Origin of the sequence: Cellulosilyticum sp. WCF-2, assembly GCF_003990395.1 — a bacterium.
GTDB lineage: Bacteria > Bacillota > Clostridia > Lachnospirales > Cellulosilyticaceae > Cellulosilyticum > Cellulosilyticum lentocellum.
The window spans coordinates 990,853-1,017,827 of sequence record NZ_CP034675.1 but is presented as its reverse complement, the minus strand read 5'-3'; the positions used below and the strand labels follow the sequence as shown (position 1 = coordinate 1,017,827).

Here is a 26,975-nt window from a genome sequence, read left to right as displayed (position 1 = left end):
CCAATATATATGTGTGGGTGAGTAAATGACTTACTTAACCATTCCTATCGCTAGTGGATATCCTATTATGTAGGCTATTATATAATTCTTATAATTTAACCTATTTTTTATAGTCTTTTTCATTATCTCGCTTCCCCTTCTACTCATTTGCCTTGTATAGCTCCAGAAATAGCAACAGATTCATTTATAGTGTCTGTCACAGGACCTTTTAAAGTCTGTATTACAGTCTCTGCTTTTTTTGCTTCACTAATTAATTTATCAATATGTATAATTTCTGTTTGCAACACATATGTTTTCTTAGTTACCTCATCAAATGCAGTTACTCTCGTTACAATTTTATTATCTTGCATACTACGTGTTATTGTTTGTGGTAAACCTTCTGGCATATTAGGTTGTTTTCTAACTATATTACTACAAACCTTAGGATTTTTAGCAAAGTCTGCAATATTATAAATGTCACTACCTATACAAATGGCTCCTGTTGCTAAAGAAACATTATTAAAGTAACTTTCTCCTTTTTCTTCACCAAACACTGGTTTGTATACCCAATCCCTCAATGGATTCAACGTTTCATCATATGGTTTATCCCATATACTATTCCATATCTTATTTGCTCCTTCTACTATATTAGATGTTCCTTCAGCACATAAATAAACATTAGCAGCTTCACCTGCACATATAATTCCACTTCCTATAGGAGCTGCAGCACCACCAGTCTGTGTTGTAACATACCCCCCTGCTATCCATCCCCCTGCTTTTACTAATTTTCCAACGCCAAAGGTTCCTGCTCCACCAACAAATTGTAATACCCCTAAGGTTCCATTCTTTAATCTGTCTCCATTTCTCCAATCTTGTAGTTTTTCTTCGTCTAGTAAAATATTATATAACTCTTCTAGCCTAGCTTCTTTCTTGTCAATATTAATGTCTAGTTCATCCATCCTTCTTCCAAAAGCTTCTTTCGCCCTTCTTTTTTCCTCTTCTTCTGAGAAAACAATTTGTAGTGCTGCTGGCTGTGTTGTTTGCATTTTAATTAAATTTGGTATATATGCTCGAGGTGTCCCATATAATTTCTCTAATTCTTCTTCTAGCCTTAAAATTTCACTTATTAAAGTTGGTGGATACTTAGGATCACTAAAATCTATAACTATTGTTGCTTGCGAATTCTTTGTTTCCTCTTCTGCTGTAACACTTAATGTTTCATTATTACTCAGTTTTTGTTCAGTTACTAAATATAATTGCTTGGTATCACTCAAAGCCTTTCCCCACTGCTTTAACTGCTCTTTCTGAAGCCGCATTTCTTTCAGTACATTGTCTATTTCAACCTTTATAGATATAAAGTTCTTTCCATATATTCCAATGCAACCTCTTACTTTATCTATATTATCGATATACTCACCCAGTTGTTTAGCACATTCTGCTATGTCATTGGTACACCCATCTATTTCTCCATACTTTATATCAAAATAAGACATTCCTTATTCCCCTTTCCCCTCACTTTACATAATCCCCATCTATCTCTCTTGCTTTTCACTCTCCTGTTTTCACCAAGATGATTGATACATTATCTTTTGCCCCGGCGTGGTAAACGCTATTCATGAGTGCATCTATCCCTTCTCGTACTGATGCACTTTTATTCATTTTTTTAAGCACTTTTAAAACCTCTCTAGGTTTAATCATCTTATATAGTCCGTCACTACATAAGAGAAATAATGCATCTTCATTTAAGCAGTCTGTCTTAATGGTTATACTTAGCTCTGGGGTTGTTCCTACTGCATTAATTAATTTGCCTCGCTTAGCACTACTTATAATTTCTCTTTCTGTAAACTTCTTCTTAGTCATAATATCGTTTTCCCATACTTCATCCATAGTAAGCTGATTAAGCTTTCTCTTTTCTAACTTATAGATTCTCGTATCCCCCACTTGAAAAATCGCATAGTTTTTTTTGTATAACAATAAAGCCGAAACGGTTGATCCGCATACGGCATTATTGTTATACTTTTCATATATGTATGTATTAGCTTGTTCAATGTAATTTCTTACAGATGTCACTAGTTTGAAGAAATCCTGTTCGTAACGATTCTCTTCTATATTTCTCCACCATATGCGTAGATTTTCTGTAATAGCTCTACTTGCTTTCTCCCCCTCAACATGTCCCCCCATACCATCTGCTACTACAAATAAAGAAACTTCTCCTTTACTAAGTGCCAGTATGCTGTCTTGGTTAACTGCCCTGATTAAGCCCGTCCTTGTATCTCCTGCATATTCCATTGTTCATCTCCTTATGTCAGTGCACTATCTTACTTCTAATTTAAATTCCAATCTACCTAATTTAATAATGACACCTGACGAGATTTCAGTTTCTGTTAGTACTCTATTTCCATTTACATAGGTACCATTAGAAGACTCTAAATCCATTATGAATAGTTTATTATCGCCTCTCATTTCAATCTCACAATGCTTACCTGATACTGACTTATCATAGTCAATAACAAGAGTTGAGTTCTTGCTACTTCTACCTACAATCACACTGTGTGCAATAGGTACTTGAAAAGTCTTAGAAGGCGATTTGATATCCGTTAAGATAAGTGTCTTTCTCTTAGGCTCATCCCAAATTCTACAGGTTCCCTCTTCTCCATCATTTCCAGCCATCTCTGTTGGCTCCTGGATTTCATCTTCTTCATAATTTGCTACTACGTGACTCGAGATAGTTTCAAAGGAATTTTGCTGCTTTTTCTTCTTAAGGAATATCATGATCATGAATCCAATCCCACCAACCACTACTACACCTATTGCTATGCAAATAAGGTAGAATTGCATTTTGTTAGCTGTTTCTACCTTTGAGGTTTCATCTTGGGGAGTTTCTACTACTTCTGAAATTAATGTGGGTGTTGGTGTTACTTGCTCTGCTTCTTTTACCTTAAACGGCATTAATACATCTGCTGTTAGGCTATACACTTCACCTGAATCTTCAAATGTAAGCTTCGAATTCTTGATACTTCCATCCAATAAGTCAGCCTCTGGTATAACTTCTAATCTCGTAATCGTTCTATCTTGTGCTATCTCCTGAACAAGTAACTCTAAATCCTTTACTTCATCCATCAAATAGTACTTGACATTTGATGTTCTCGATAAGGCAAACATATTCTTTAATGTTTCCTCGTTCTTTCCATTACTACAGCCAATGGTGTAAATAGGTATGGCTTTCTCTTTCACCTTAATATAAAGTTCTTCCTTGGTATAACCTAATGCTTTATTATCTACCCCATCAGAGATAATAATAATTCTATTGTAAACCTCTTCTGGTGTAGCAAAATCATTTTTTAACACTTCATATAATACATCCGTGAGATAAGTTTCTTGATCTTTATATGTTATAGACTGTATTGTCTTTTTTAGCTCAATATAGTCTGATATATAGTCTGTTAAATAATGAATCTCCTTGTCAAAAGTCGCAATTCTAACAAGTTCATTGTCCTTTTTCTCAGCAATGAACTCAACTAACATATCTTTGGTTTTCTGCCTATCATCCTTGGATATAGAAAAGGAATTATCAACTAAGACTAAAGTCTTCATTGCTACATCTAATTGACTAATGGCACTAGGCTTTATATGGTCACATAAGTTTACACCGAGCTGATAAGTCACTTGTTCCATCTTTCCTGCAGGTGACTTTACAAATAAAAAGATACTGTCTTCTACTGTACTAGTAGATACAATTGCTGCCTCATTTGTTTTTCCGTCTTTAATTCCTGTTCCCATCACTACTGTTTGCCCACAGCCCATGAATAACATAACCGCTAATAGTAGATAGATGTACTTTTTTCTCATTATCTCACCAACCATTTTTATATTTTGTAACATTGTCTAGTAAGTACGCTTCACTGCAATTTCAATAGCCGCCTTTTCCTTGCTATAAATAAATTGTGTTCGAGATTTAAGACGTCCTGCAATATCTCTTAGATTTTGTGCTGTAGTGATAGTATTACTTTTTAGTATTTCTCCTTTTCCAAGGTACAAATTAGCATTGTCACCTTTCCAACTTGCAGCTATGCTTTGTAAGGTAGTGTCAAAAGATTTGGACCCTAATGTCTCCATCTGTTCAGCAATTCTTTCTAAAATGCTTGCTTGCATCATCATCATTTCAAAATCTACATCTATTTTGTTATATTGGCTCATAATAACCTCCTATACGATTACATTATCCGTTAATGCATTGGCTATATTTTCTACTTCTTTCTCAGTAGTCATATAGTTGCTGGCGATGATTTTTAGATCCCTTGGATGCTCATCTAATCTACGCATCATATCTTGTATATCTTCTTTTTGATCGTTATAAAGCTTTCTATGTAAATCCCCAGCTTCACCTATCCAATAAGCCTTTGTCCCCTCGACTTTTTGCTGAATAGTTTCCATCTCTTGCTTGATAGAACTGACATCCTTTATGACTTCATCTGCTTTAGCTATAAGGATTTCTGGTGTTACTTTTAACGTCATCATACTAGCCATGATTTTAGGTAAATCCATGATACCTTCCTCCTCTACATTCCCTCAATCTTAATATTCTTGATTACTGTGTTTACACTAGATTCACACTTCTCATACTCTATCTTTGCTGTTTTTATACTCTCTACTAAACCAGTCAGAATATCACAAATTTCCTTTAAGGTACTATAGTCTTTATTAAACTGCATCATAAATGCCATATTAGCCGTACCTGACCACATACCATCTAATTCTTTCATATTAGTAAACATATTATCCATCTTTGCCTTTACGGTGCTCAGTGCCCCTTCTAGTGCAGTAATGTCATTTTGCATGATTACTGTATCTGTAGCAATCTGTTTAATCCCCATTTTCTACCTCCTAATCCAACTTAATATCCTTAAGTTCATTTGCTATACTACTAAAATCGTTTTTGTTAAAAGACACTTGAAATGCCCAGCTATCGCCTAATTCACATTTTGAGATAATGCGCTTTTCCCCTTCATTATAATAGGTCAAAACTAGGTTTAGAGCTTGTAGCAGCTGTACATACTGTCTTTGCTCTGTTTCTAATTTCTTAAGCTGACTATTTAGACTATCTCTTATGTCTTCTACCCCTGATATAGATGCTAAAGTTTTCACTACCTTCTCTATTTCCATAATCATTGAATGACGCATGTTTATTTGCTTTTCTATATCTTTATAGGACAGTTGTAATTCGTCTACTACAATATGAAACATATCAAGCTCCTTTCTTTTTTGTTATTTTAACATAACTTTGTGTCATTTTATTTTTTTCAGACCAAATACACATTTAGATGTATAGAATGCATATTTTTATATCATAAACAGGCAGTCCCCATTTCTAATATGGCACTTTCTAAGGGTTAGATTCTTAGGTAAGATCCTCTGATCCTTCTCGCTACAGAGATAAAAGTTATCACTTTTACCTTCTAAAGTCACTCTCTCCTTCTGTGAAACCATCTCACTGATTTCTTCAGTTAATACCTCAATGTTGGTATCCTCATCTAAATTAAAGTCATAGGTTTTATCTATGGATACAATATAAATATCAACCATTATCATAGTGCTTCTCCCCTTGTAATAATGTAGTTATTAATCTCTTCAAGCGGTCTAACACATATACTTCTTTGTAGGTCATCGTTTCATCCCTATATACTAGTACAGCACTTAGTGATGCCATTCCTACTTGGATCTCCACTAGCCTTTCATCGGTATCAAGGTCATATACATTAAGAACTAAATACTCTTTAAGTACCGTTTCTGCTTCATCAAGCTGCACATTTTGAATGCTAACTTCATCAAGCAGTTGCTTAGGAAGCAGCTCCGCCTCTTCTCCAACTAGAATAACCTCTTCTTTATCTATACATCTTAGTCTAATACTATTAGGATCTTCCCACCCCTTTTGTAAGTTGATACACCAATCTGCATGTGGGGTATAATAAAAAGAATGATTTTCTGAAGTAACGGGATTGACAAGACTCAGTAGTCTTGTGGCACGTTTAATGCCCTCACCTATCATTTTAATGCTAGGTGTTAATACTATTTTGTCATTGTCATATACTAATAAATCCTTTTTGTAAAGCTGATAGACTAAGGCATATATCTCCTGTTTACTGAGTTTGGCTGCTCCCATTTCTAAGGTACCAAAGAAATGAGTAATACCATATAAAGCACATAACACAGCAAATTCATCATCTTTAATCACCATAAATTTTGACTCTTTCATCACTATTTCCTCGTTCCTATGCTCTTCTTAATATTACCTCTATACCCTCTAGACAAAGGAACCACTAACTCATTCGTTAATTTAATGATATTGTCTGCTAAGGCAATACTTACTATCTTTCTAGAATTAACAATAAAGCTTCTATGACAGCGTATAAACTGCTCCCCTAACATTTGCTCTAGATTATCTACTGTGTTAATAAATGCGTATTCTTCACTTACTGTACGCAAGTAGAGTTTTCTTTTCCGTGCTTCAAAATAATAGATTTTATCATAGGGAATATACTGAACCTCACCCTTTGTTTCTATTTGAAACACATGTTCAGGATTATGCTCTTCTTGTTTCTCTACAAAATCAACTAAGAACTCTTTAAGTACCCTATTCATTTTTTTGTCTTCTATGGGACGTAATAATAAGGAGGTTGCCTTAATACTTGGTTTCATATACGCCATAGGCGAAATAGTCATATTAGCAATAATAAGTAAGACAGCTTCCTTCTGCTGGTGTCTTACCCTCTCTAGCTGAGAGACTGCATCAATCCCTGTTATATCAAAGACAAGAAGATCAATCCCTTTGCTTTTTTCCATATAACACGCGAAAGATTCGAAAGTTGTATAGAAACGTAAATCCCACTTATCCTCACTAATGATGGGAATAATATCCCCTATGATTTTTCTCATTTTCTTAATCTCTTCACTATCTTCGTTGTACACAACCATAGAAATCATACTCATTTTTCTCCCAAATCTTCTATAGTTTTACCATTGGAATAACTACCTTTTGAGTCTTTTCCTCCTCATTGGTAGATGGTATCATCCCCATACCAGCCTTCTGCACTTTGCTTTGTTGCATATACGGCATATAACTAAATTCGAATACTCTTTGGGCAGATACATTACCACCTAAGTGAATACCTGCTTTAGCTCTCACTAGGTTCTCATAGAGTGGCTTACCAATAACTTCTGTGTACTGGTCTTGGTTATACGCTGATATCCAGAATACATTATGTAAGTAACCCTTGTCTGTAATGTTCTGTAAGAAGCCACTCATATCCTGTACACCTTCACTTGGTTTATAAACACGCTTAATAAATTCCACTACATCAGCTACAAATATAAATATTTTTTGATTTTCTTGCATCTTTTCAAAGATTTCTTCGTCTTCTAGCCCTTCTTTTATCCATTGATTCTTCTTTTGGTTCCTTGGAATAAATAAATCTTTTAGTTTAAGACAATAGGTATATAGCTCTTCATCCGTTGTAATATAATCCATCTCTGGGCTTTGAACCTTAAATGACTCATATTCCTTTTGATAATCTATAATGACTAGCTGAGCCTCTTTGCTTATAGCCCCTAACATGAGAAGCTTCATTAAGTTAGACTTACCGGTTCTTGCCTTACCTGAAATAATGTAGCTATAGGTATGATTCAAGGCTATGCCATAGATGCTTGCATCTGCCATATCATAGCCTAAAGGTAAATAAGCTGGATGCTCTATCATCTTTTGTACATCCTCTAAAGCTGCAAACTCTTTCCACACTGGCTTTTCTGGAATCTCAGGAATTGCCTTTGCACGTTTTCCCTTCCATTCGTTTCTTAGTTCTACACACCTAGCATCTATAAGCTCCATACGTTTATAATCATCTTCTGCTGGTAATGCCAAAGCTGTCTGGAACTCTAGGATGTCTTCTCCAACTTCTGCAAGCCCTCTACCTTTAACCCCTACTTCTGGTAATACAGGTAAATGCATATTTCTCATTACATCTGCATATTGGAACTTATCATTCATCTCTAAGCTAATCACCTTACGAATATTATCTGCTACTCTAGTAGGAATCTCCATAGCACCAAATCCAGAAGAAGTAAGGACTAAGAAAATACCATAACCCACACCATCTCTTGATAGCTGTAATAAGAGGTCGTCATACTTACTATTCGTTTTATTTCTAAAATCAGCCACATTATCTAATGCAATTATAATAGCTGGAAGCTTAACCCCCTTTGCCTTCACATATTGACTATAGCTTCCTCCTCTAAGTAGTGTCTTACGTTCCTCTAAGAGCTGCATGATCATATTAAAGAGCTTCTCTAAACGGCTCTCTTCATTTTCAAATACAATTCCCCCTACTTGAGGTGCCTTCTCAAAGGCTCCTAGCATTTTACTACTATAATCAATACCATAGATATGAATATATTCTGCGGAATAGTTATTAACTAGTTGATAAATGAAGCTTTGTAAGAACGTACTCTTACCACTGGCCACAATACCACAGATTGCTAGATGACCGATTTCAGCTAGGTCTACCTTTAATGGCATCTGAGCTTGATTAACAGGATCATCACAAAGGCCCATCTCTACTTGCAGACTCCACTTATGCTGTTCCCCATTCCACTTGTTACCTTCTATAGCCTCTTCCTTATACTTTTCTAGGTCACTCATATAAAGCTTAAGGGGTAATACAGGTAGCCAAAGCTGTACATTGTGTGTATAGCCATTTTTAGTAGCTGTCTGCTTTAAGTAATCTATAACAACATCTAACTGAGTAGGCTCTTTCATCTCTGGTAGCTTAATATTTTTAATCTCAGCAAGGGCAATGATTCGCCTTGTAACTGCTTCATCAATCTCTTCATCTGCCTTCATACTTCTAAATAAATGAATAAGCCCTATTAATCGTTGAGAGTTATATTCTGATACTGGGTAATCAATCTTTTCTTCTTGCAGCTTAGTATACATCTGTGCTATGAGCTGATCTAGATTGTTATCCATTATCTCATTTAACGAAGTCCTTAACCCATCGGCAATACCACTCATAATGGTTAATAAGGTCATAATCCATTTGACCTTCTTCTCTTCCTTCTGCTTTCTCTTTACCTTGCTGCCAACTAATGCTGCCTTTCCTGTAATAGAAATCATCTTGGCTATATCTGTCTTCTTACTTCCCATATCTTCGTCATAAGTACCACCACTATAACCAGATTGGAAAAGTTCATATAGTTCATCATTACCTACTTGCAAGTAGCAACGTCCAGCTTGGGTAATATACGCCGCATCCGGTTTATGTAGCATATCATTACTATCTTGTCTATCTTGTACGCGCAAACAAAGCCTAAACTTAGAGTTACTCCAGATATTATCATCTACTGTACCACTGGGCTTTTGCGTTGCTAAGATAAGGTGTACCCCTAAGCTTCGCCCTACTTGTGCAACGCTTATGAGTTCTCTCATAAAATCTGGCTCTTCTCTCTTGAGCTCGGCAAACTCATCTATAATGATGAATAAATGAGGGACAGGTAGTGTTGCCTCATTATTTTTATAAAGCCTTGTATAGAGATTAATATTGTTTACACCATGTTCATTAAAGATTCTCTGCCTTCTCTTATTTTCGCTTTTAATAGAAACCATAGCTCTTCTTGTCTGGTTCCCCGAAAGGTTAGAAATCTGGCCTATAAGATGTGGTAAATTAGAAAAGAGATTTGCCATTCCCCCACCCTTATAGTCAATGATAAAGAAGCCTACATCATCCGGGCTAAAGTTAATTGCCAGTGACAAAATATAAGTTTGCAACATTTCAGACTTACCTGAACCTGTAGTCCCTGCCACAAGACCGTGTGGCCCATGATACTTCTCATGTACATCTAAGTAGCAAGGTTTCCCTCCTGACTTCTGTCCTACTAATGCCCTCATATTTTCATAAGTACGATTTTTCTTCCAACGTTCTAATACCTCTAGTTCCTCTAGAGATTGAATCTGATACATATCAAAGAAGCTTAAGGCACTAGGAATCTCACCACCCACTTCTACTTCACTTACTTCTATATTTGCCAGGTTCCTAGCTAGTCTTTCTAGTTCAATTGGGGCAATCTGGTCAAATCTCACCGATACCCGTTCTTCTTGTTTCTCTGTAATTTCATAGATGCCTTTAAATGCCTCATCGTTTTGAATCACATAGGTACAAGCATTAGGAAGCTGCTCATAATGATCTACTAATAAGATAGTAGACATCCCCAAGTTATTGTCACAGTCAAAAATATACTTAGCGATGAGCTCACCTTCTAGAAACTCTGGAGATTCTATAAATAAGATATAATGGGGTTTATAAGCTTTACTCTTTCTATTAAAAGAGCCATTCTCTTCTTGCCTAAACCTTAATATCTTAGTGAGTTCATAGAAAATATCACTGGCCTCTGATTTATTAGTAGCTACAAATCTACTTCGTTTATCCTCTGACCATACATGAGGTAACCACTTAGCAAAGTTCCAGTTCTTCTCAGCCTGATTCTCACTACCATTGTATACAAAGATCATTTTTACATCTGTATAACAGTTATTGGTAGCTATCTGAGCAGCTAAGGTATGTACAACATGAATAGCCCCCTTCTTTTCCACGCCACCAATTATACCTATGAGACTCCTGCTCATCACATCAATGCATACTGGCACCTCTTTTAGCATCTCATAGTTATCTTTAATAAACTTTGGCTTCTGTGCCAAGCTATCATTAATCAAGGTAAAGCGTTCTTTAGGAATGATAATAGGTACTTGAAATGGTATATCCCCTATTCCTATTCTCTGAGTCAAAAAGTCTTGATGTGTAAAGTTTCTCTCCCACAACTTAGGCGTTGCCTCTGTATAGTGGCAACATATAGAAGGTTCAATATAGCGTTCTTTTAAAATCCTGGTGTTCTTTTCATAAGACTCTTTGATAGTCTCTGTACATTTAATGAGATATTCGCTATATGCCTCAAATCTATGTAGCTCTTCTTCTCTATTTTTCTTCTTAGCATAATTAATATTAATAAGACTCCATATGGTTGCAATAAGTGCGCAAGATATAGCTGTAACAAGACCTGTGTACATAAAAATCCCACTAGAACCCCCACTACGCGAAGAACCATAAATGGTTAAACCACATCCCAGTAACATAGGTAGTGCCATAGTCATAGATGGACCAACAATCATGGCCAAAGGTTGTTTCTGCATTTGCTTAGGTGCTGGCGGTACTTCAATTTCTACTGGTTCTGTATCTAATGTACTGATATAACGTGGGGATCTATGAAAAATCACCTTTTGTTTATCAGGCGCTATCTCATCTTCTTCCTCTCCCACTTCTGCAACAATCTCTTCCTCTAGGTGACTCAGCTTACTATCTACTATAACGTTAGGATGGCTTGTATTAATTGCTAGACGATCACCTAGAAATACGATTCTAAGCCCAAATATATCAATACAATCCCCAAAAGCCAATTGCTTACTTCCTTGTACCCGTAAGTGATTCACGAAGGTACCATTGACACTACGGTCTTCTATAACATAGTAACTCCCCTTCTTCACCAAAGTAGCATGACTACGTGAAATAACGCCTAAGTCATCAAAGCAGATTAGATTCTCTTTATTCTTCCCTATAGTCACTTGATTGTAACCCTTTAAGTCAAACTTCTCATATACACTAAAGTAATTGCTTACCTGACGTACAATGATGGTCATTGTCTGGCCATTATCAATTGTCATCTTAAGAACATCTCGGTCTTTAAACTGCTCCCCAAAGTAATCTATGCTCTCCTTAACCAAACTATAAGCATTGCTCCTTACAAATCTCCAGCTATTATCCATGACTTCAAGCTTAACTTCTAAGTTATTAGATATACAGAAAATATCTTTTTTAAGTACCAATTCATAATCTGTATTATCCAGCGAAGGTAGCAAAAATTCCTTAAATGCGTATTCACTATAGACTAATAATACTAAGCTCATTTTCTCTCTCCATATTCTCTATTTCTTAAGTATTCTGCTCACCCATAATCGTCACTTCTAAAACTGTATTACCGATTACAATCTTATCTCCTGTTCGCACTTTAATCCCCTTCTCATCTACATATACCTGCTGCTTCTTGCGGCTTAGCAATGTTCTATTACCACTATAGTCCTTTACATAAACATCATTTACATGTCTAAAGATCTCGCAATGAACAGGTAACGCCATGGAATCTTTTATTATAATGGTGTTTTCTTTGGCACGCCCTATTTTAATAACGTCTTTAAGCTCTATCATGAACTTCCTCTTGGACAACTCAGAACATGCTGTTATCTGAATCATCATCTTATCTCGCTTTGTTTGACGATTATTTAATTGACTTTGGTTATAGTCCACTTCATAAGGCAAGCTCTCTATATTCTCTCCAGCTTCTTTATCACCATATAGATCATTGGCAAGTGCTCTATTTAGGGCATGATCTCTTAGTTTGTCTTCTGCAATCATTTTTAGTTCTTTATCTTTTGCCTTCTTTACTTTTAACCAAATCATCACTATTACCAAGATGGCAATAGCAACGAGTATCTTATAATCACCTAACACAGTTCCCTCCTATTTGATTCTCATAATTTTAAATTGAGTGGCATCTGTTAGAAGGATACCATCATCACTCATACAAAAGTCCATAGGGTTAACAGTGGATAGTAATAATTCCTCACTAGCACCACTACTCATCTTAGGATTAACTGCCCCTGTAGCTTTACCTGCTATCGTCTGCCATGAACCTACTACACCTGTTGCACTTACAGAAGCTTTTCGAAGAACGTTATAGTCTAATACGTACAAGCTTCCCTTATAATATTTAAGTTTTCGTGGTTGGCAGAATAACTCCTCTTCACCATCTCTAAACTGATGTACATTATTTTTTCCTGCTACTACAATCATTGTCTTCATTTTTATATCATAATAATAGATACTTCCATTCTTACTGCTTAGGTACACTCTGTCACCATCTGCTGCTAAACAAGTAAAGGCTTCCTTCACTTCTACTTTGACGGGTTTAGTATCCTTGCTTAAATTAATCATCTCTATATACTTTTCACCTGTAGTAATATCCTCTTTGAGGATACACATGGTACTAGTAGAGGCTACGTCAAAGTCTATGATTTTAGCTTGCTTTGCATTTTGTGTATGTATTTCCTTTAGGTTATTACCTTCTATTTTAAAGATGCCATATTGCTCTTCTTTTTTAGCACTTGTGTACTTAGTACTTAATGCATAAACTTCATTATCAAGTCCCTTTAGTGCTGCTAGCTTTATGTTCTTTGGTTGCATCTGTAAGGTTTCTACTGCATCTCCACTTATCTTTCTAAGTATTCCAGAATCTGCTACATAAGTCGTCTTATCCTTAGTGGTATAGATACTTTGTGCATATTTAAACTGACTTTGTCTTAAAGTGCCATCTTGGTTACCCTTTTTGCCCATTCCTGCATAGACACTTACCGTACTACTTTGTATATAGTTAAGCTGCGCATCATGAATAATACTATAAATATTTTTTTCTCCATCCCAGCCTACTTTACCACCCGCTACTATTGTAAAATTACCAATAGGCACATAGAGCTTTCCATCTATTAACCTTGGCACCGAATTAGCATCAAATTTCAAAGTCGTCATAGTACCATTCTTAGTCTTCTTGGAATACCACTGATTATTGGCCTCAATTCCTATAATCATATTCTCATTTTTTAAATTAATTGCCTTTTTATCAGCAGCCCATTTGATTTCAAAATTGAGAGCTTTTGCTATATCTCCTAAATAGATGTAAATGGACCCATCTTTCATAATAAGCTTTTCCTCTAGCTCTAATGTTTCTCCATTGACGATTACCTTGGGCTGTGAAGCTGCAAAGCTAGTGATGCCTAGTATTGTCAGTAAAAATATTAATAAACCTACTTTTAATAACCTTTTCATATATTCCTCCTCGAACACCTACTCAAACTCTGTATAGATTTCTGGTGGTGTATTTGGCGTTGGCGTTGGCTGTACAGGTATTTCTTGTTTAGGTGCTTCTTCTTTATTTGGATTTTTAACCGATGTTTGAGTTCCAACTTTAGGGGTTGCCGTTGGCTTTGGTGTTGGCTTTGGTGTTGGTTTTGGTGTTGGTTTTGGTGTTGGTGTTGGTGTTGGCTTCTCTTGGACAGGCTTACTTTCTTCTAGTGGTGTTTGTTCTGGTTCTGCTTTTACTTCTTCGTTTTTTACTTCTTCTGGTTTGTTCTCTTCTACCTCCACTGCTTCTGGTTTTATTCCTTCTGCTGCCTTCTCTTGAGTAGTTGTTTCTTTTGGTTCTACTTTCTCAGCAGGCTCTGACTCTTTATATTCTCCCTTTTGCTGCTCTATATAAGCTTGGGTATCGGCTTCCTCTATCTTTGGCGTATGATCATTACTAAATAGGACATAGATGGTGCTAACTATACCTAATACTGCTATTACTAAACCACCTATTATAACGCCTCTTCGTTTGTCCTTAGTCGGCGCCTTAGGTAACTGAACGGGTGTCACTACAGGTAGTTCTTCTTTATCAATCAGAACAGTTTTCTCAATCTCTTCCTCTTGAACCTCCTCTTGTCCTTCTTCCCCTAATGCCTCTTCCATTCTGCTCCAGTTCCTATTATTTAATGGTGGTTCCTCTGTAGCTGGTGCCAAGATGATGGTATCTTCCTCTGTCTCAAGAAGCTTCATTAGTTCCGCCTTCATCTGGGTAGCATCCTGATACCTTTCCTCAGAATTAAATTGACATGCCTTTCTTACAATCTCCAATAGCTTCCCTGACTTTACACCCTCTGGTATAGGGAGCTTCTCTCCTCTGATCCTCTTAGCAAGGGCATTTTCTCTATCTGTATAAACAATAGGTATAGGATATGGTGGCATGAAAGGTATACGGTTACAATTCATAAATTTATACATGACGATTCCTAGAGAATAGATGTCTACTGTGGTGGTGTAATTTTCCCCCTTATAGACCTCTGGCGCCATATAAGTATAGGTCCCTTTTTTAGATAATCCTAATGTGGCCTTTTCAATACTTCTAGCAATGCCAAAATCACCTAGTTTAAAATCGCCATTAGGTGATACAAAGATGTTCTCTGGCTTTATATCTCTATGTACTATATTGTGCTTCTCACATAATTCTAGGGCCGTACAGATATCTATTCCTAATTTGATAAGATTTTTCTTAGTAAAACCATTTTTCTTAATATACTTATTAATAGGTTCTAATAATTCCATCTTCATCATAATATCCCAGCCTAATTTATCTTCATGCTCTATAACCTGATGATCTTCATAACTTACAATATTAGTATTTCCTTTTAATTTGGACATTAGGACGAATTCACTCATGATATCTTGTGCAGATTGTTTAATATACTGCTTTGTTTCCGCAACACTCATACCACTAGACATGAGTTCCTGGAGTTCTGTCTCATCTACAGGAATAACAATTATCTTTAAGGCGGCTTTATAAGTGGTTCCAAAATTAGTTCTCTCAATCTCATAAACCTCTCCAAAACTACCTTTACCGATAAGTCTACTAATTTTCCAATCCCCAAATAAAGGTTCATACTTCTTATACTGCTCGTTCATATTCCCCTCCTGCTTTTTTACAATTGACCAATACTACTCAACCAGCCTTTTCTTACTTCTAATAGCATTATTGTGATATTATCTTTTCCTTTAGCCTTTAGAGCCTGTTCTAACAAGCGTCCCATGGCTATCTCTGTACTTTTACTACTTGCTAGCACTTGGCCTATAGCTTCATTATCTAAACATCCTGTGAGTCCATCACTACAAAGTAATAAAATATCTTTATTCTTTGGTTTTAATTTGAAATAATAAGGCTCTATTACCATCTCCTCCGGTCTTATCCCTAGGTATTGTGTAAGGCCTGAATTTTGCCCACTTTGCCCTTTATTCAGATGAAGCTTCTCCATTAAGGCCTGTTCTGTATGATCTATAGATAACTGCTCTAATCTATTGTCCCTGAATAAGTAAATGCGACTATCTCCTACATTGGCCCCATAAAACAAATCTTTATAAAACCATATAACCGCCGCAGTTGAGCCGCTAGCACTCACTTTCTTTTCATCCATCATCTCACATATTTTACTATTGGCATCTTTAAAATACAGCTCCAAATATCTACTGGCGGTCTTTATCTCTTTGTCTTTCAAGTTTTTCCTATAGTATTCCGCTACCTGATTACTGATTAACGCTGCCTCATCTCCGTAGCATTCTCCGCCCATGCCGTCAAACACAGCATACATTTGAAATTTATCTTTACTTTCTAATCTATAGTCTACATCCTCTGTAAGCTTACCTATATGATGCGCACCATTTAGTAAAAAGTTGTCTTGATTATTTCTCCTAACATTTCCCTTATTACAGGTAACAATAGCAATAATTTTCACTTTATTCATTTACAATTCCTTTTACAAAACTTTTTTGGATCATTAAACCCATTGCTTGTATTATAATACTTTTTATTTTCACTATCTATAGATTTTATAGAATATTGTTTATATTAGTTTATTTTGTCTTGTTTATTCATTTATTTTTTTAATATTAACAACAAAAATATTAACAACCAAAAAGACTCTTTCAATTGAATAATCCCAAAAATATACTATTCAAACATCTAACTATGCATTTGGTCCTATAAATCATATATTAACTTTAAAAAAAGCTATAATGAATGGAGTCATATGAATGGAGGAATAAAAAATGAAAATATCACGTTCTATTTTAAAAGGTATCGCCCTGTTAGGTTTATCCACTAGCTTAGTATTTCCAGCTATGGCAGATAATAATGATGAGGCCTATCAAAAGTATCAAATCTATAATATGAAGGCAGTTCCTAATATTATTAACATTACAGTAGATGCTGTTTATCAAGATGTCAGCGTTCCACCTTATGTCCAAAATGGTAGGACCTTAGTACCTGTACGCATCGTAGCAGAAGGACTAAAGTGCAAGGTCAACTGGGATACAGCCACCAAAACCGTTACTATTGTGAGTGAAGATGAATCTAATGTCATCATTGCAAAGCAAGATAATCGAGCAGTAACCGTTAATGGTGTAGAACAAACACTAGATGTTCCTGTAAGCTATAAGTCAGGTAGGTTATTTGTCCCTCTTAGATTTATCTCTGAGACATTTAACTGCCTTGTGGTTTCAGATTTAGGAGAATACTATAAAGAGATTAAGATTATCACCCCTTCTGATCCTTCCTACGAAGCTTATAAAAATAAACTAATTGAACATTAAAGTATACTATAAAAGCTACTTTTAACACCCAGTATGACCTGTGTTAAAAGTAGCTTTTATTTTCACATTCTCTCCCAAGAAATCTCTATTACAATAGCTTTATTACAAAAAATAGTATGACACCTATGATAAGAAGCACGGCTCCTATGATTTGAAAAGCCATAATAAGTTTTCCTGTATGCTCTTTAGGCACATAAAACTCATTATAATCATTGGCGTTATAATAAATTTCAACTTCTTCTCCAGGATAAAAGGCTTGCTTTGCTTGTCCAAAAGAACTTCTTTTCCTAATGATGTGTTCATCAGCTGTGTATTCATAAACTGGATACCAGGAAAATGTAGCAACACCATCTGTATTAGATGTAGATGCTTCTCTTTGCATATCTACCACGCGTCCTTTAGTTAAAACTTTACACCTTTGGACTTTCTTTTTGTTTCCATGATTAACACCTATGGAAACGACTGTGAAAATCACACCCACTAAGACAATTACTACGTTTATTAGATACATTATACTTTTGGCCGTCAACATTTATCTCTCCTTTGGTACGATTTGTCCATTCACCACTTCTAATTCACCCAGATTTTCTAAAAATCCTTTAAAGCTCATTTCCTCTGTATCTTGGAAACCAATGAAAAATACATTTTCTATACTTTCTGTATTAAAAAAATACAGCTCAGAAGTAGTCAATATTCCCTGTGGATATAAACATCCTATATAATCATATATCTTGTTATCATCTTCCTTACAAACAACTCTTCCAACTACCATAAGCTTTTTTTGGCCGCCCTTAAGAAGTACTACTGAGCCAATTGGTAATAAGTCTTTATACATTTTATTTCCTCCTAAATAGATTATTTTTAATCTTTACCAGCCTAATTTAAAATTACTCCAGTCTATAGAGATATCCAGTCCTAATCCTACTCCTAACCCTGCACCAACGGAACCCTTAACACCTCCGGTTGTAGCAGTGGCACTTGCCTTAGCCCCTGCTCCTCCAGCTTTGCCCGTTACACCAACATCAAATTGTATACCTAGAATTTCAACCCCACCAGATACCTTCCCTGTAGCAGCATAAGCTTCTGCGCCTGCTGTTGCAGTAGCACCATAGGCTGTTGTGGTATTTCCTTCACTATCCTTAACTGTTATTTTCCCTGCAGCGACTTCTGCACTTGCCTTTGCTGTTCCTAATTCACCAGAAGCTTTGGTATGTATGTTATTATTGTCTGAACCTATACTATTTGAAACACTACCTTTTGCTGCTACCGCAGATGCTTGAACTTTTGCATATACTTGAGGACTTAACTTGCCATCTTTATAAAGATTGGCTCCTATAGCTCCAACTGCACCAACTTCACCAACAGTTGCAGACATTTCATTAGTAAAACATCCCACACTCTGCTTGAGCTTACCACTTGCTATATGAGCTTCACCAGAAATGCTAGCTTGTGCTCCTACTGTATCTAAAACATACTTGCCATTGCTATCAGGCTTATAGGTTACCCCTGTTGTTACTTTAGTGTCATATGAAGCTGAAAACAAATCCCCAGATATCTTGGAACTATAAGGGATACCTGCTATGCTCCCTGCCCCAATAATCATTTCACCTTCTGCATAGGAAACTTTCTTAGAACCTCCCGGCTCTTGTGCCTCTTCTCCATTAGGCGCACTATTCTGTGACTCCCCCTCCTCTTTTTTATCTGTAACATTCATATTACTTACTATTTTATTTTCTGTTTTGTTATACAAATTAATAACAGATACAAATCCTCCATTAAAGCCCCTAGTATCATCCGCCAACGTTAGTATCTTTTTTGTATTGGCTTCAAGGGTACTTTTAATATCTTCTATGCCAAATTCCTGATAAGCTATTTTTTTGCTTATTGAGTCAGCCTCTTCATAGAGCTGCTGTAAACACTGTTCTATTTCCTTTAAATCTGTTGTTATCGCATTTAGATTTTGAGGAACAATCTCAAACCTCAATGTGCATCACCCATCTTCTTTTTTAGGATTTTAATTACTTATATTCATTATACCTACTTAAATTCTCTTTTTCATATTTTAAGACGAAATACACATTTAGATGTCTGAATAACATTTAGACGTCATCTTTTGAAGCACTTACATTATAACCTACCTGAGTAATATAATAAACAAATCTAATCATAAAGCAGTAGATAGTTCCGTCATTGTCACAATCAATTATCCACTCATCTACACCCCATCTTTTTGCATATGCTTCCCCCTATATTTGTATTTTCTTATTACTATCTTATTATTTTCTAAATATACTTTTAATTAGAAAAATATATTCAATCAGACCTTTAACATCAATTTTTCTTGCTGACTACACAAAAAGGCTACTTTTAACATTAGCCCTTGCTAGTGTTAAAAGTAGCCCTTTGCATCTAACTATCCAAGTGTGATTGCTTCAGTTTGCTGAACCACATATTTAGCGCTTACCTTAGTAGCTACTAAACTGTCCTCACCTAAAGCATTTGCAGCAATAATATCTGTCATTGCTGAAGAAATTTCACCACTTGCAAGACCTTCTTTTGGTTTAGCGATGGTTATTTTTACTTCTTTACCAGCACCTGTGCCAAAAGTAAGTACAAGGTTTTTCTTTGTAATTTCTGCCATGAGTGTTTCCTCCTTTCTTTAAAAATGAGGTTTAGGATTACTCTTCAATAAGAGAAGTTTCCTCTACCTTCGTTACTGCTTCTAGCTCTTCCTGAAGTAAAGCTGCTACTGCTGTACCTACGCTATAAAGCCCTTCAGCTGTAGCCGTTTTGCTACAATCAGAAATAGTTTGACTGCCCTTTGCTAGATTAAGTACTACTTTGACATTTTTAACATCTGCTGTAATCGCCATGATTCTCACCTCCTTTACTACTTATTCACTTCTATATATGTAGTGGGGGAGGTGACTCCCTAAAATTATTTTTAGTTTTTTACAAAATAAAAAGGTAGGAGACTTAAAGGCTATTTTGCCTTTAAGTCTCCTACCTTTTACTGTCGCTCTTACGATGGAGCAATGACAAATATCTATTACTGAGTTAGAACAGTTCCTGCATCACTTATACAATAGAATATATCACAAGATTATATACTGCTTGAATCATTATAGTTAAACATATGGCATTCCTTTTATTACCTCTACCACTTACATATGAATAAATATAAATTAACCATAATCCTGTAATATATATTTTCTCCAATAGTAGCAAGTCTATATGAATTCCCCATATAATGCCACATAAAATAGGTACTGCAATGGTATTTTCTCTTATGAATTTTATTTTTGACATAAATTCTATTGGAATATAAATACCAAGAATAGTCCGTATTATTGGAAACATAATCCCTACAACCAGTAATGTCCATCTTCCACAAATCTTTTCTACATCAAAACGCTTAATTGGTAGTATGATTTGTTGAATTTGTGTACTAGGAAAGATTATCCCACTCATCATAGATATAACTACAAGTAGTAGCCATTGCATCATAAACATAAAAATTATAACTTTAAAACTATGTAATCTTTTCATGCTATTAATTGTTTCATTTTCTTTATGATGCATACTTTTACCTCTCAATAATACTTTAATATGTACAATAAAGTAGCTACTCTTAACTTATCATGTATATAAAGATTATAAACAATATTTATATGCTAACAAGTTAAGACTTTGCTACTATAAATAATAATTACTCCTTAAAAACTATCTATCCAATTTTCTGGTCTAGATGGTGTAGGCTCTGAAGGTCTTGGTAGAGTAGCAACATAATTGCTCACTGCCTCTGCAGCCTCTTTCACTACCACAGTCGCTATTTTCCCCAATAAAAATCCTCCAACCTTTTTAACTATCGTCGGTACCCCACCACCATTAACTTGTAATAACTGGCTTTCATTCATTTCCTTAAACATATAATTCTCTTCTAATTATTTTAAATTTTAAATAAAATCTTATTAGATTAAATATACAATAACTATTATTTTCTTTTCTACAAAACTCCTCAAGATGCCTTTGTAGGGCTATATCATGAAACTCTTAGTTTAAAAATGCTACTTTTCTATGGCTACACGCCACTACTATAACGCTCCTCATAAGCAAATACTTCATCAAAACTAAAGGCTTCTGCTTGCCACCATTTGCGCAAAATTCCTTGGGCATAGTCAAAGGATTTATTCTTAACACCAGCTAGCTCAAAAGCATAAAGCACCACAGAGTGCTCAAAACGATTGAGGAACATACGAATCACTTCTTGGGCTTTCATAGACACTTTGCCCATGCCAAAAGAACGATGAAATTCACTCAGTACTTCCCTATCTATCAAATTCCCCTCCGCTAAAACAACCTCACTTACTACTGGTAGTAGTGTAGCTTTAGCCTTATCTTCATGATTTTTAATAAAAGTATTCTTATTATGTGTCGGCTTTTCCGCTACCTGGACTTCTGTTTTATCTTCTTCAGCAATTCTATTTTCTCGCTTTCCAAAAGAAGTTCCACTGCTCCCACCTTCACTTTTATCCTCACTTACCTCTTCTAATAAATCACTTTCTAGATAATGCTCACCTAATAAATTACGCAAAATAGCATAAGTCTCTCTAGCACTCTCACTCATACCTGCATACTTAGGATGATAATAAAAGGCCTGTGGAATCTGGTAAAAGGCAACACTGTTAAGTTTTTCTACAGTAATAAGCTCTGACATCTGAATTTCCCCCTCATACTTTCATCAAACGATCTTATTTACTCCTTTATATGTTCGGAAAAATCCAATTCCCTAGAGCTATTTTAACCTTTGACAAGAAAGTGGACTAGCGCCCACATTTCTTCCGCTAGGGAACCCTAGGTTTCCTTCGGCGCTGACAAAAAAGCATGTCAGCTGAGCACTCTCCTGAATACGGCAGGGAATACTTTCCCTGCACCCCTTATAGTCTAGGAAAATTCTATTTTTATACAAAGACAGAACTTTCCTAGACTATAAAAATAAAGCGCTAACCCTGTATCCCTTATACGTGATTAGCACTTTGTTATGTTTTTAGTTTTCCTGCTCTACTTGCTTCTTAATCTCTTCTATCTGCTCACTTGAAAGCTCTGTGGCTTCACATATGAGATCTATTCCTTTTCATAGTCTTCCCATAAATGAAATGAACTATGATAGCTCTTGATACTTTCCTACTATCTACTGTGTTAAATAATCATATAGGTGGTTTGGTACACTATGTGCCATATCAAAAAGAATATTAACGATTGGCTTGTCCTCGCCCTTATCATTTTTAATGGTTGTCTGAGTAATAGCCAGGGGTTCTACATCTCCCATATAGTAAAAATCAGAGCCTTTCCCATCACTCTTTTTAACAAACAACTATACGAAGGCCTGTTTTATCATGTTCTCTAATGGCAATAGTTTCCTTTTTTCAGCTATAAACTTTTTTTAATAAACCTATTTACACTTCATAGCTGGTCTGAATATGGCAAGGAATACTTCCCCTGCACCCCTTATAGTTTAGGAAAGGGAAGGAACTATCCAGTATGCTTATTAAGTATGATTAGGCTTACAGCTTTAACCACAAAGCAGGACGGACGCCGCCTGTACATTTGCCATCACTGATATTGCCTTTCAATATATTATTACCTTGGATCCCTATATTACCATCACCATGAATATATACAGCTTTTACACTAACACGACCAGGTGACCTGAGCCACCACCAACTCCCCCATGTCTCACCCTCAAACCTTGCTATTCGCTTATTGTTATTTTCATCTTTTCTTTCAAACCAATATCTTTGATTTTTTCCTCGGTTATATAGTTTTGAACGGCTATCACCGAAATATTTGCACACTTCCTCAACGCTTAATAAAAATATACTGTCCTTTGTGTCTACTCCACCCTTTGAACCATACCACTGGTTATCAAGATTTTTATTTAACACCGATATTATTCTTGACTTATCAGCTTCGCTGAATTTGTCATAGAACTCACCGTTAAGATACTTTCTTAACGAGCAGTCAGCCCATGTTATCTCTTTATAAGCGTCATGGTAAGCACGTTGTTCTATAATATCTTCGGTTATAAGCAATGCCACATTGTCTTGTATGTCAAGTACACGCCAGTTGTAACCACCAAATGATAGAGTTGAGTCCATTTTAATATCTTCCATTGTGAACCTCTTTCTTATATGTACATCTTATTTATTTTTCCCTAATCGGAAACAACAAGTCTAGCTGCATATCTTCCATTCTAAATCCGCGGTTAGCATTACCCCAGTAATTCAACTGCTCTTCAAATCCTTGTCCTGAACCAGTTTCGTCTGGTGTCCATCTGGGCTCTCCCCATGCATTATCGTATTTGTCGCTTGAATCTACCCATTCCTTCAAAAGACGCCAATCCTGAAAGTCCCATGTCCTTAATACATGTGCAGCGTACATACCACCATTGAACTTCCGTTTTATAAGGTGCCCTGGCACTTCCATGTCATCAGGAATAGAAACCCATATTTCATAAGCCTTCGACGGCTCCCCTACACCTACTGCCCCATCAGAACAGTCAAATCCAAACTGACGTAAATCCGGTTTGATTTTTGTCAGACCTGCTTCCATTACGAACTTATTGATTACATCATTGGCCTTTCCCTCGCATCCTTCGCCCCTAGCACAATAAGCTGCTACAGTCATCGGCGGCAGAAATATAATACGCACGTCCTTGTCCATCATTTTATTAAGCGTTTCACTGGCATTGTTTAATTCTTCCATTGACAATTCCTCCTTGTTTTCCTTAATTTGATTATTAGGAAAAGAAAGCGTATCTATAATAGAAAACAAAGCTTCGTCGCCGATTAATTTTAAATTGACATCGGCTTTTTCGTTAATTTCCTCTGCAAAGCGCATTAATATGGATTTAACGGTGGAAAGCGCTGTGATTTCCTTATCAAGCTGACTTATATTCTGCCTAAAAATTTCTACAATCTCAACTGCATCGGCATTATTAAGTATGCTTATGATTTGCTTTACGGGAACACGTAGCTTACGTAGGACTATTATTTGCCGTAAACGACTTACAGCGCTTTCGTCATAAACCCGATAAGCATAATCTTCTTGCCGCAGGCTCTTTATTAATCCCACCTGCTCGTAATAACGTAGCATTCTTGTAGAAATTCCGTAATCCTTGGATACTTGACTTGCTTTTTGTAGCTCCATGATGTAATCTCCTTTCCTTTTCCTTAACCTTATCATAAAGTACGACACGGTGTCTGTGTCAAGAGCTTTTAGTTTCTTTCCCTCTTAACTAAAAATTTGACATATCTCCCTATACACTTCACCCTAAAAGGCAAAAGATCTTGGTGATGTGTGCATTCAACCAAGATCTCATCTATTGATGTATTAAATAATTTACTAAGTGCAAATAAATTGTCTACTGATGGTAAACTCTGCCCCCACTGCCACTTATAAATAGCCTGAGGACATTCAAACCCAAAATAAGCTTGTAATTCCTTTACAGATAATCCTTTTTGCTTTCTAAGGCGTAAAATATTAGCTCCTGTAGCTTCTAAATCAATGACTGGGAATATATTCATCTGCTACCTCCTAATAATTTAGATAATTCATTATATATTATCTCTAAACGCATTACAAGCCTTTACATTATATATTGCAGCTACATAGCCATGGGAAAAATCCAGCAGTAATAAGTCAGCCTGACAAAACCTTTGTCACGGATTTTATCAATCATTGACGCCTCATACCTTAGCATTCAATCAAAAGAATATTAAAGATTGAGCATTAACTCCTAAAAATTAAGCATTCAACATTTATTTGATCAGAATACTCCTATTTTAGAGCTAATCTCCATCATCACCCTTGATGGAAGGGGACTTAATTTAGGATTTACATGTAACTGCACTATACGCTATTAACTACTCATTTCTATCATAGTCGTACTATTGGAAATTTGGAGTGCTGTATCCACTTCCGACTCAAAGCTTTGGATATCATCTTTCATTCTTTTAATCAGTACCTGTATTTCTAGTGCATCTACAAGTCCATATTCATTGGCAGCTCGGTATGGCTCTGCTATGGCATGATGACTGGCTTCAGTAATCTTTTCTTTTCCTTCCTTACCATAGGCTGTATTAAGTAGTTGTTCTATACTTTCATCTACCTTTTCATTTTCTGCGGTAACCTTCTTTAATGCCACTAAAAATTGTGTACTCAGCTGTTCTAATAAAGCTTTCTCATATTCAATGCTACTTTTCTTATCAATAGCCTCTGCCACTGTCATCTGCTTTCCAGCGATATCTACCATTGTCGTTGCATTAGAAACGATAATAGCTGCCTTAATAGCATTTCTTCTTTTAATGAGGTCCGTAATAGATTGGTAATCTGCTTTGGCATTAACTTTAAATGCCTCTTTGCTAATCTTCCCCTTTACATTAGGCACGGATACCTTTGCAGCCCCTACGAATTCCCCTTCATTGATCTTGCGGTAAATGCGACTATCTAACAATTTTAGTTCATTTAATCCTTTGGTCACTAACATCTGTTCCATATAACACCCTCCCTACGCCATTACACGTTCTATACCTGACTTACTCATAAGTCTATTTTAATCAGTAGGCAAATAGGTTTCATTAAACTCTTAGTTTAATAATGCTGCTTCTCTATGGCTACACCCCACTACTATAACGCTCCTCATAAGCAAATACTTCATCAAAATTAAAGGCTTCTACTTGCCACCATCTGCGCAAAATTCCTTGGGCATAGTCAAAGGATTTATTCTTAGCACCAGCTAGCTCAAAGGCATAAAGCACCACAGAGCGTTCAAAACGATTGAGGAACATACGAAGCACTTCTTGGGCTTTCATAGACACTTTGCCCATGCCAAAAGAACGATGAAATTCACTGAGGATTTCCCCATCTACCAAATTCTCCTTGGCTAAAACCGCCTCTTTTACTACTGGTAGTAGTGTAGCTTTAGTCTTATCATCATGATTTTTAATAAAAGTATTCTTATTATGTGTCGGTTTTTCCGCTATCTGGACTTCGGTTTTAGCTTCCTTAGTAATGCTATTTTCTCGCCTTCCAAAAGGAGTTCCACTTCCTCCACCTTCACTTTTGTCCTCACTTACCTCTTCTAATAAATCACTTTCTAAATAATGTTCATTTAATTCCTTGGCATTATAAATATAGATTTCATTGCACTTATTACAGCCTATGCGTTTTTCCATAATCAGCTCTAGCTCCCTTAGTTCTTTAAAGACACTACTCATCTTGTCCTTCTTAATCCCTAAACGGCTCATTAGTCTCTCTCTACTAATCTTTACAAAGATTTCTCCCTTCTCATTCACCCAGCCACTCTTTACAGATAAGCCTAATAAATTACGTAAAATAGCATATGTCTCCCGAGCACTACCACTCATGTCTGCATACTTAGGATGATAATAAAATGCCTGTGGAATCTGGTAAAAGGCAACACTATTAAGTTTTTCTACAGTAATAAGCTCTGACATCTGAATTTCCCCCTCATACTTTCATCAAACGATCTTATTTACTCCTTTATATGTTCGGAAAAATCCAATTCCCTAGAGCCATTTTAACCTTTAATAAAAATAAAGTGCTAACCCTGTATCCCTTATACATGATTAGCACTTTGTTATGTTT

At 36.0% G+C, this 26,975-nt stretch carries 30 protein-coding genes; 1 reads left to right on the top strand and 29 read right to left on the bottom strand.

Annotated elements, in window-relative coordinates; translation table 11 throughout:
* Positions 1–143: 143 nt before the first annotated feature.
* From EKH84_RS04505 to EKH84_RS04435, 15 genes are all read right to left on the bottom strand, one after another.
* Positions 144–1,472 carry a hypothetical protein gene (locus EKH84_RS04505; RefSeq protein WP_127065328.1) on the bottom strand — a complete coding sequence of 443 codons (1,329 nt, stop codon included), beginning with the start codon at positions 1,470–1,472 and terminating at the stop codon, positions 144–146.
* Between the two features lie 55 nt (positions 1,473–1,527).
* Positions 1,528–2,268 carry a PP2C family protein-serine/threonine phosphatase gene (locus EKH84_RS04500; RefSeq protein WP_127065327.1) on the bottom strand — a complete coding sequence of 247 codons (741 nt, stop codon included), beginning with the start codon at positions 2,266–2,268 and terminating at the stop codon, positions 1,528–1,530.
* Between the two features lie 24 nt (positions 2,269–2,292).
* Positions 2,293–3,828, bottom strand: a complete 1,536-nt coding sequence (locus EKH84_RS04495) for an FHA domain-containing protein (RefSeq protein WP_190283486.1) — start codon at positions 3,826–3,828, stop codon at positions 2,293–2,295.
* A gap of 36 nt (positions 3,829–3,864) precedes the next feature.
* The gene (locus EKH84_RS04490) at positions 3,865–4,176 is read right to left on the bottom strand and encodes a WXG100 family type VII secretion target (RefSeq protein WP_127065325.1); all 312 of its coding nucleotides are present in this window, start codon (positions 4,174–4,176) and stop codon (positions 3,865–3,867) included.
* A gap of 9 nt (positions 4,177–4,185) precedes the next feature.
* Complete coding sequence (locus EKH84_RS04485) at positions 4,186–4,524, bottom strand: WXG100 family type VII secretion target (RefSeq protein ID WP_127065324.1); 339 nt, start codon at positions 4,522–4,524, stop codon at positions 4,186–4,188.
* Positions 4,525–4,538: 14 nt separating this feature from the next.
* Entirely contained in the window at positions 4,539–4,853 is a 315-nt protein-coding gene (locus EKH84_RS04480) for a WXG100 family type VII secretion target (RefSeq protein WP_127065323.1), read from the bottom strand.
* Between the two features lie 10 nt (positions 4,854–4,863).
* Positions 4,864–5,223, bottom strand: a complete 360-nt coding sequence (locus EKH84_RS04475; protein WP_127065322.1) for a hypothetical protein — start codon at positions 5,221–5,223, stop codon at positions 4,864–4,866.
* A gap of 96 nt (positions 5,224–5,319) precedes the next feature.
* Positions 5,320–5,568 carry an EsaB/YukD family protein gene (locus EKH84_RS04470; RefSeq protein WP_127065321.1) on the bottom strand — a complete coding sequence of 83 codons (249 nt, stop codon included), beginning with the start codon at positions 5,566–5,568 and terminating at the stop codon, positions 5,320–5,322.
* Positions 5,555–6,232 carry a hypothetical protein gene (locus tag EKH84_RS04465; protein WP_127065320.1) on the bottom strand — a complete coding sequence of 226 codons (678 nt, stop codon included), beginning with the start codon at positions 6,230–6,232 and terminating at the stop codon, positions 5,555–5,557. The genes EKH84_RS04470 and EKH84_RS04465 overlap by 14 nt, the downstream gene beginning before the upstream one ends.
* A gap of 2 nt (positions 6,233–6,234) precedes the next feature.
* Positions 6,235–6,960: a LytR/AlgR family response regulator transcription factor gene (locus EKH84_RS04460; RefSeq protein ID WP_190283485.1), complete on the bottom strand. Its 726-nt coding sequence runs from the start codon at positions 6,958–6,960 to the stop codon at positions 6,235–6,237.
* Between the two features lie 22 nt (positions 6,961–6,982).
* Complete coding sequence (essC, locus tag EKH84_RS04455; protein WP_127065318.1) at positions 6,983–11,983, bottom strand: type VII secretion protein EssC; 5,001 nt, start codon at positions 11,981–11,983, stop codon at positions 6,983–6,985.
* A gap of 25 nt (positions 11,984–12,008) precedes the next feature.
* A complete protein-coding gene (locus EKH84_RS04450; protein ID WP_127065317.1) occupies positions 12,009–12,584 on the bottom strand; it encodes an FHA domain-containing protein in 576 nt (191 codons plus the stop codon).
* 9 nt (positions 12,585–12,593) lie between these two features.
* Positions 12,594–13,955 carry a copper amine oxidase N-terminal domain-containing protein gene (locus EKH84_RS04445; protein WP_127065316.1) on the bottom strand — a complete coding sequence of 454 codons (1,362 nt, stop codon included), beginning with the start codon at positions 13,953–13,955 and terminating at the stop codon, positions 12,594–12,596.
* Between the two features lie 18 nt (positions 13,956–13,973).
* Positions 13,974–15,626 (bottom strand): serine/threonine-protein kinase, encoded by a 1,653-nt coding sequence (locus EKH84_RS04440; RefSeq protein WP_127065315.1) that lies wholly within the window; start codon positions 15,624–15,626, stop codon positions 13,974–13,976.
* Between the two features lie 17 nt (positions 15,627–15,643).
* Positions 15,644–16,459, bottom strand: coding sequence for a PP2C family protein-serine/threonine phosphatase (locus tag EKH84_RS04435; protein WP_127065314.1), 816 nt, complete (start codon positions 16,457–16,459; stop codon positions 15,644–15,646).
* Positions 16,460–16,763: 304 nt separating this feature from the next.
* Here EKH84_RS04435 and EKH84_RS04430 point away from each other — a divergent pair, with 304 nt between their 5' ends.
* On the top strand, positions 16,764–17,306 hold the full coding sequence (locus EKH84_RS04430; RefSeq protein WP_127065313.1) for a copper amine oxidase N-terminal domain-containing protein: 543 nt from the start codon (positions 16,764–16,766) through the stop codon (positions 17,304–17,306).
* Between the two features lie 88 nt (positions 17,307–17,394).
* Here EKH84_RS04430 and EKH84_RS04425 read toward each other — a convergent pair whose 3' ends face one another.
* The 14 genes from EKH84_RS04425 to EKH84_RS04360 form a co-directional block, all read right to left on the bottom strand.
* Positions 17,395–17,838, bottom strand: coding sequence for a DUF3592 domain-containing protein (locus EKH84_RS04425; RefSeq protein ID WP_127065312.1), 444 nt, complete (start codon positions 17,836–17,838; stop codon positions 17,395–17,397).
* Complete coding sequence (locus EKH84_RS04420; RefSeq protein ID WP_127065311.1) at positions 17,839–18,141, bottom strand: DUF4176 domain-containing protein; 303 nt, start codon at positions 18,139–18,141, stop codon at positions 17,839–17,841.
* Between the two features lie 33 nt (positions 18,142–18,174).
* On the bottom strand, positions 18,175–19,290 hold the full coding sequence (locus EKH84_RS04415; protein WP_127065310.1) for a hypothetical protein: 1,116 nt from the start codon (positions 19,288–19,290) through the stop codon (positions 18,175–18,177).
* A gap of 429 nt (positions 19,291–19,719) precedes the next feature.
* Positions 19,720–19,947 carry a DUF2922 domain-containing protein gene (locus EKH84_RS04410; RefSeq protein WP_127065309.1) on the bottom strand — a complete coding sequence of 76 codons (228 nt, stop codon included), beginning with the start codon at positions 19,945–19,947 and terminating at the stop codon, positions 19,720–19,722.
* A gap of 37 nt (positions 19,948–19,984) precedes the next feature.
* Positions 19,985–20,179 (bottom strand): DUF1659 domain-containing protein, encoded by a 195-nt coding sequence (locus tag EKH84_RS04405; RefSeq protein ID WP_127065308.1) that lies wholly within the window; start codon positions 20,177–20,179, stop codon positions 19,985–19,987.
* Positions 20,180–20,384: 205 nt separating this feature from the next.
* Complete coding sequence (locus EKH84_RS04400; RefSeq protein ID WP_127065307.1) at positions 20,385–20,888, bottom strand: hypothetical protein; 504 nt, start codon at positions 20,886–20,888, stop codon at positions 20,385–20,387.
* 134 nt (positions 20,889–21,022) lie between these two features.
* Positions 21,023–21,235 (bottom strand): class IIb bacteriocin, lactobin A/cerein 7B family, encoded by a 213-nt coding sequence (locus EKH84_RS04395; protein ID WP_127065306.1) that lies wholly within the window; start codon positions 21,233–21,235, stop codon positions 21,023–21,025.
* Between the two features lie 152 nt (positions 21,236–21,387).
* The gene (locus EKH84_RS04390) at positions 21,388–22,023 is read right to left on the bottom strand and encodes a DnaD domain protein (protein ID WP_127065305.1); all 636 of its coding nucleotides are present in this window, start codon (positions 22,021–22,023) and stop codon (positions 21,388–21,390) included.
* 474 nt (positions 22,024–22,497) lie between these two features.
* On the bottom strand, positions 22,498–22,680 hold the full coding sequence (locus EKH84_RS04385; RefSeq protein WP_127065304.1) for a DUF3427 domain-containing protein: 183 nt from the start codon (positions 22,678–22,680) through the stop codon (positions 22,498–22,500).
* A gap of 190 nt (positions 22,681–22,870) precedes the next feature.
* Complete coding sequence (locus EKH84_RS04380; protein WP_127065303.1) at positions 22,871–23,479, bottom strand: DUF6273 domain-containing protein; 609 nt, start codon at positions 23,477–23,479, stop codon at positions 22,871–22,873.
* A gap of 31 nt (positions 23,480–23,510) precedes the next feature.
* Complete coding sequence (locus EKH84_RS04375; protein WP_127065302.1) at positions 23,511–24,515, bottom strand: MerR family transcriptional regulator; 1,005 nt, start codon at positions 24,513–24,515, stop codon at positions 23,511–23,513.
* Positions 24,516–24,583: 68 nt separating this feature from the next.
* On the bottom strand, positions 24,584–24,892 hold the full coding sequence (locus EKH84_RS04370; RefSeq protein WP_127065301.1) for a helix-turn-helix domain-containing protein: 309 nt from the start codon (positions 24,890–24,892) through the stop codon (positions 24,584–24,586).
* A gap of 335 nt (positions 24,893–25,227) precedes the next feature.
* Positions 25,228–25,863, bottom strand: coding sequence for a hypothetical protein (locus tag EKH84_RS04365; RefSeq protein ID WP_127065300.1), 636 nt, complete (start codon positions 25,861–25,863; stop codon positions 25,228–25,230).
* A gap of 118 nt (positions 25,864–25,981) precedes the next feature.
* The gene (locus EKH84_RS04360; RefSeq protein WP_127065299.1) at positions 25,982–26,824 is read right to left on the bottom strand and encodes a replication initiator protein A; all 843 of its coding nucleotides are present in this window, start codon (positions 26,822–26,824) and stop codon (positions 25,982–25,984) included.
* Positions 26,825–26,975: the final 151 nt, after the last annotated feature.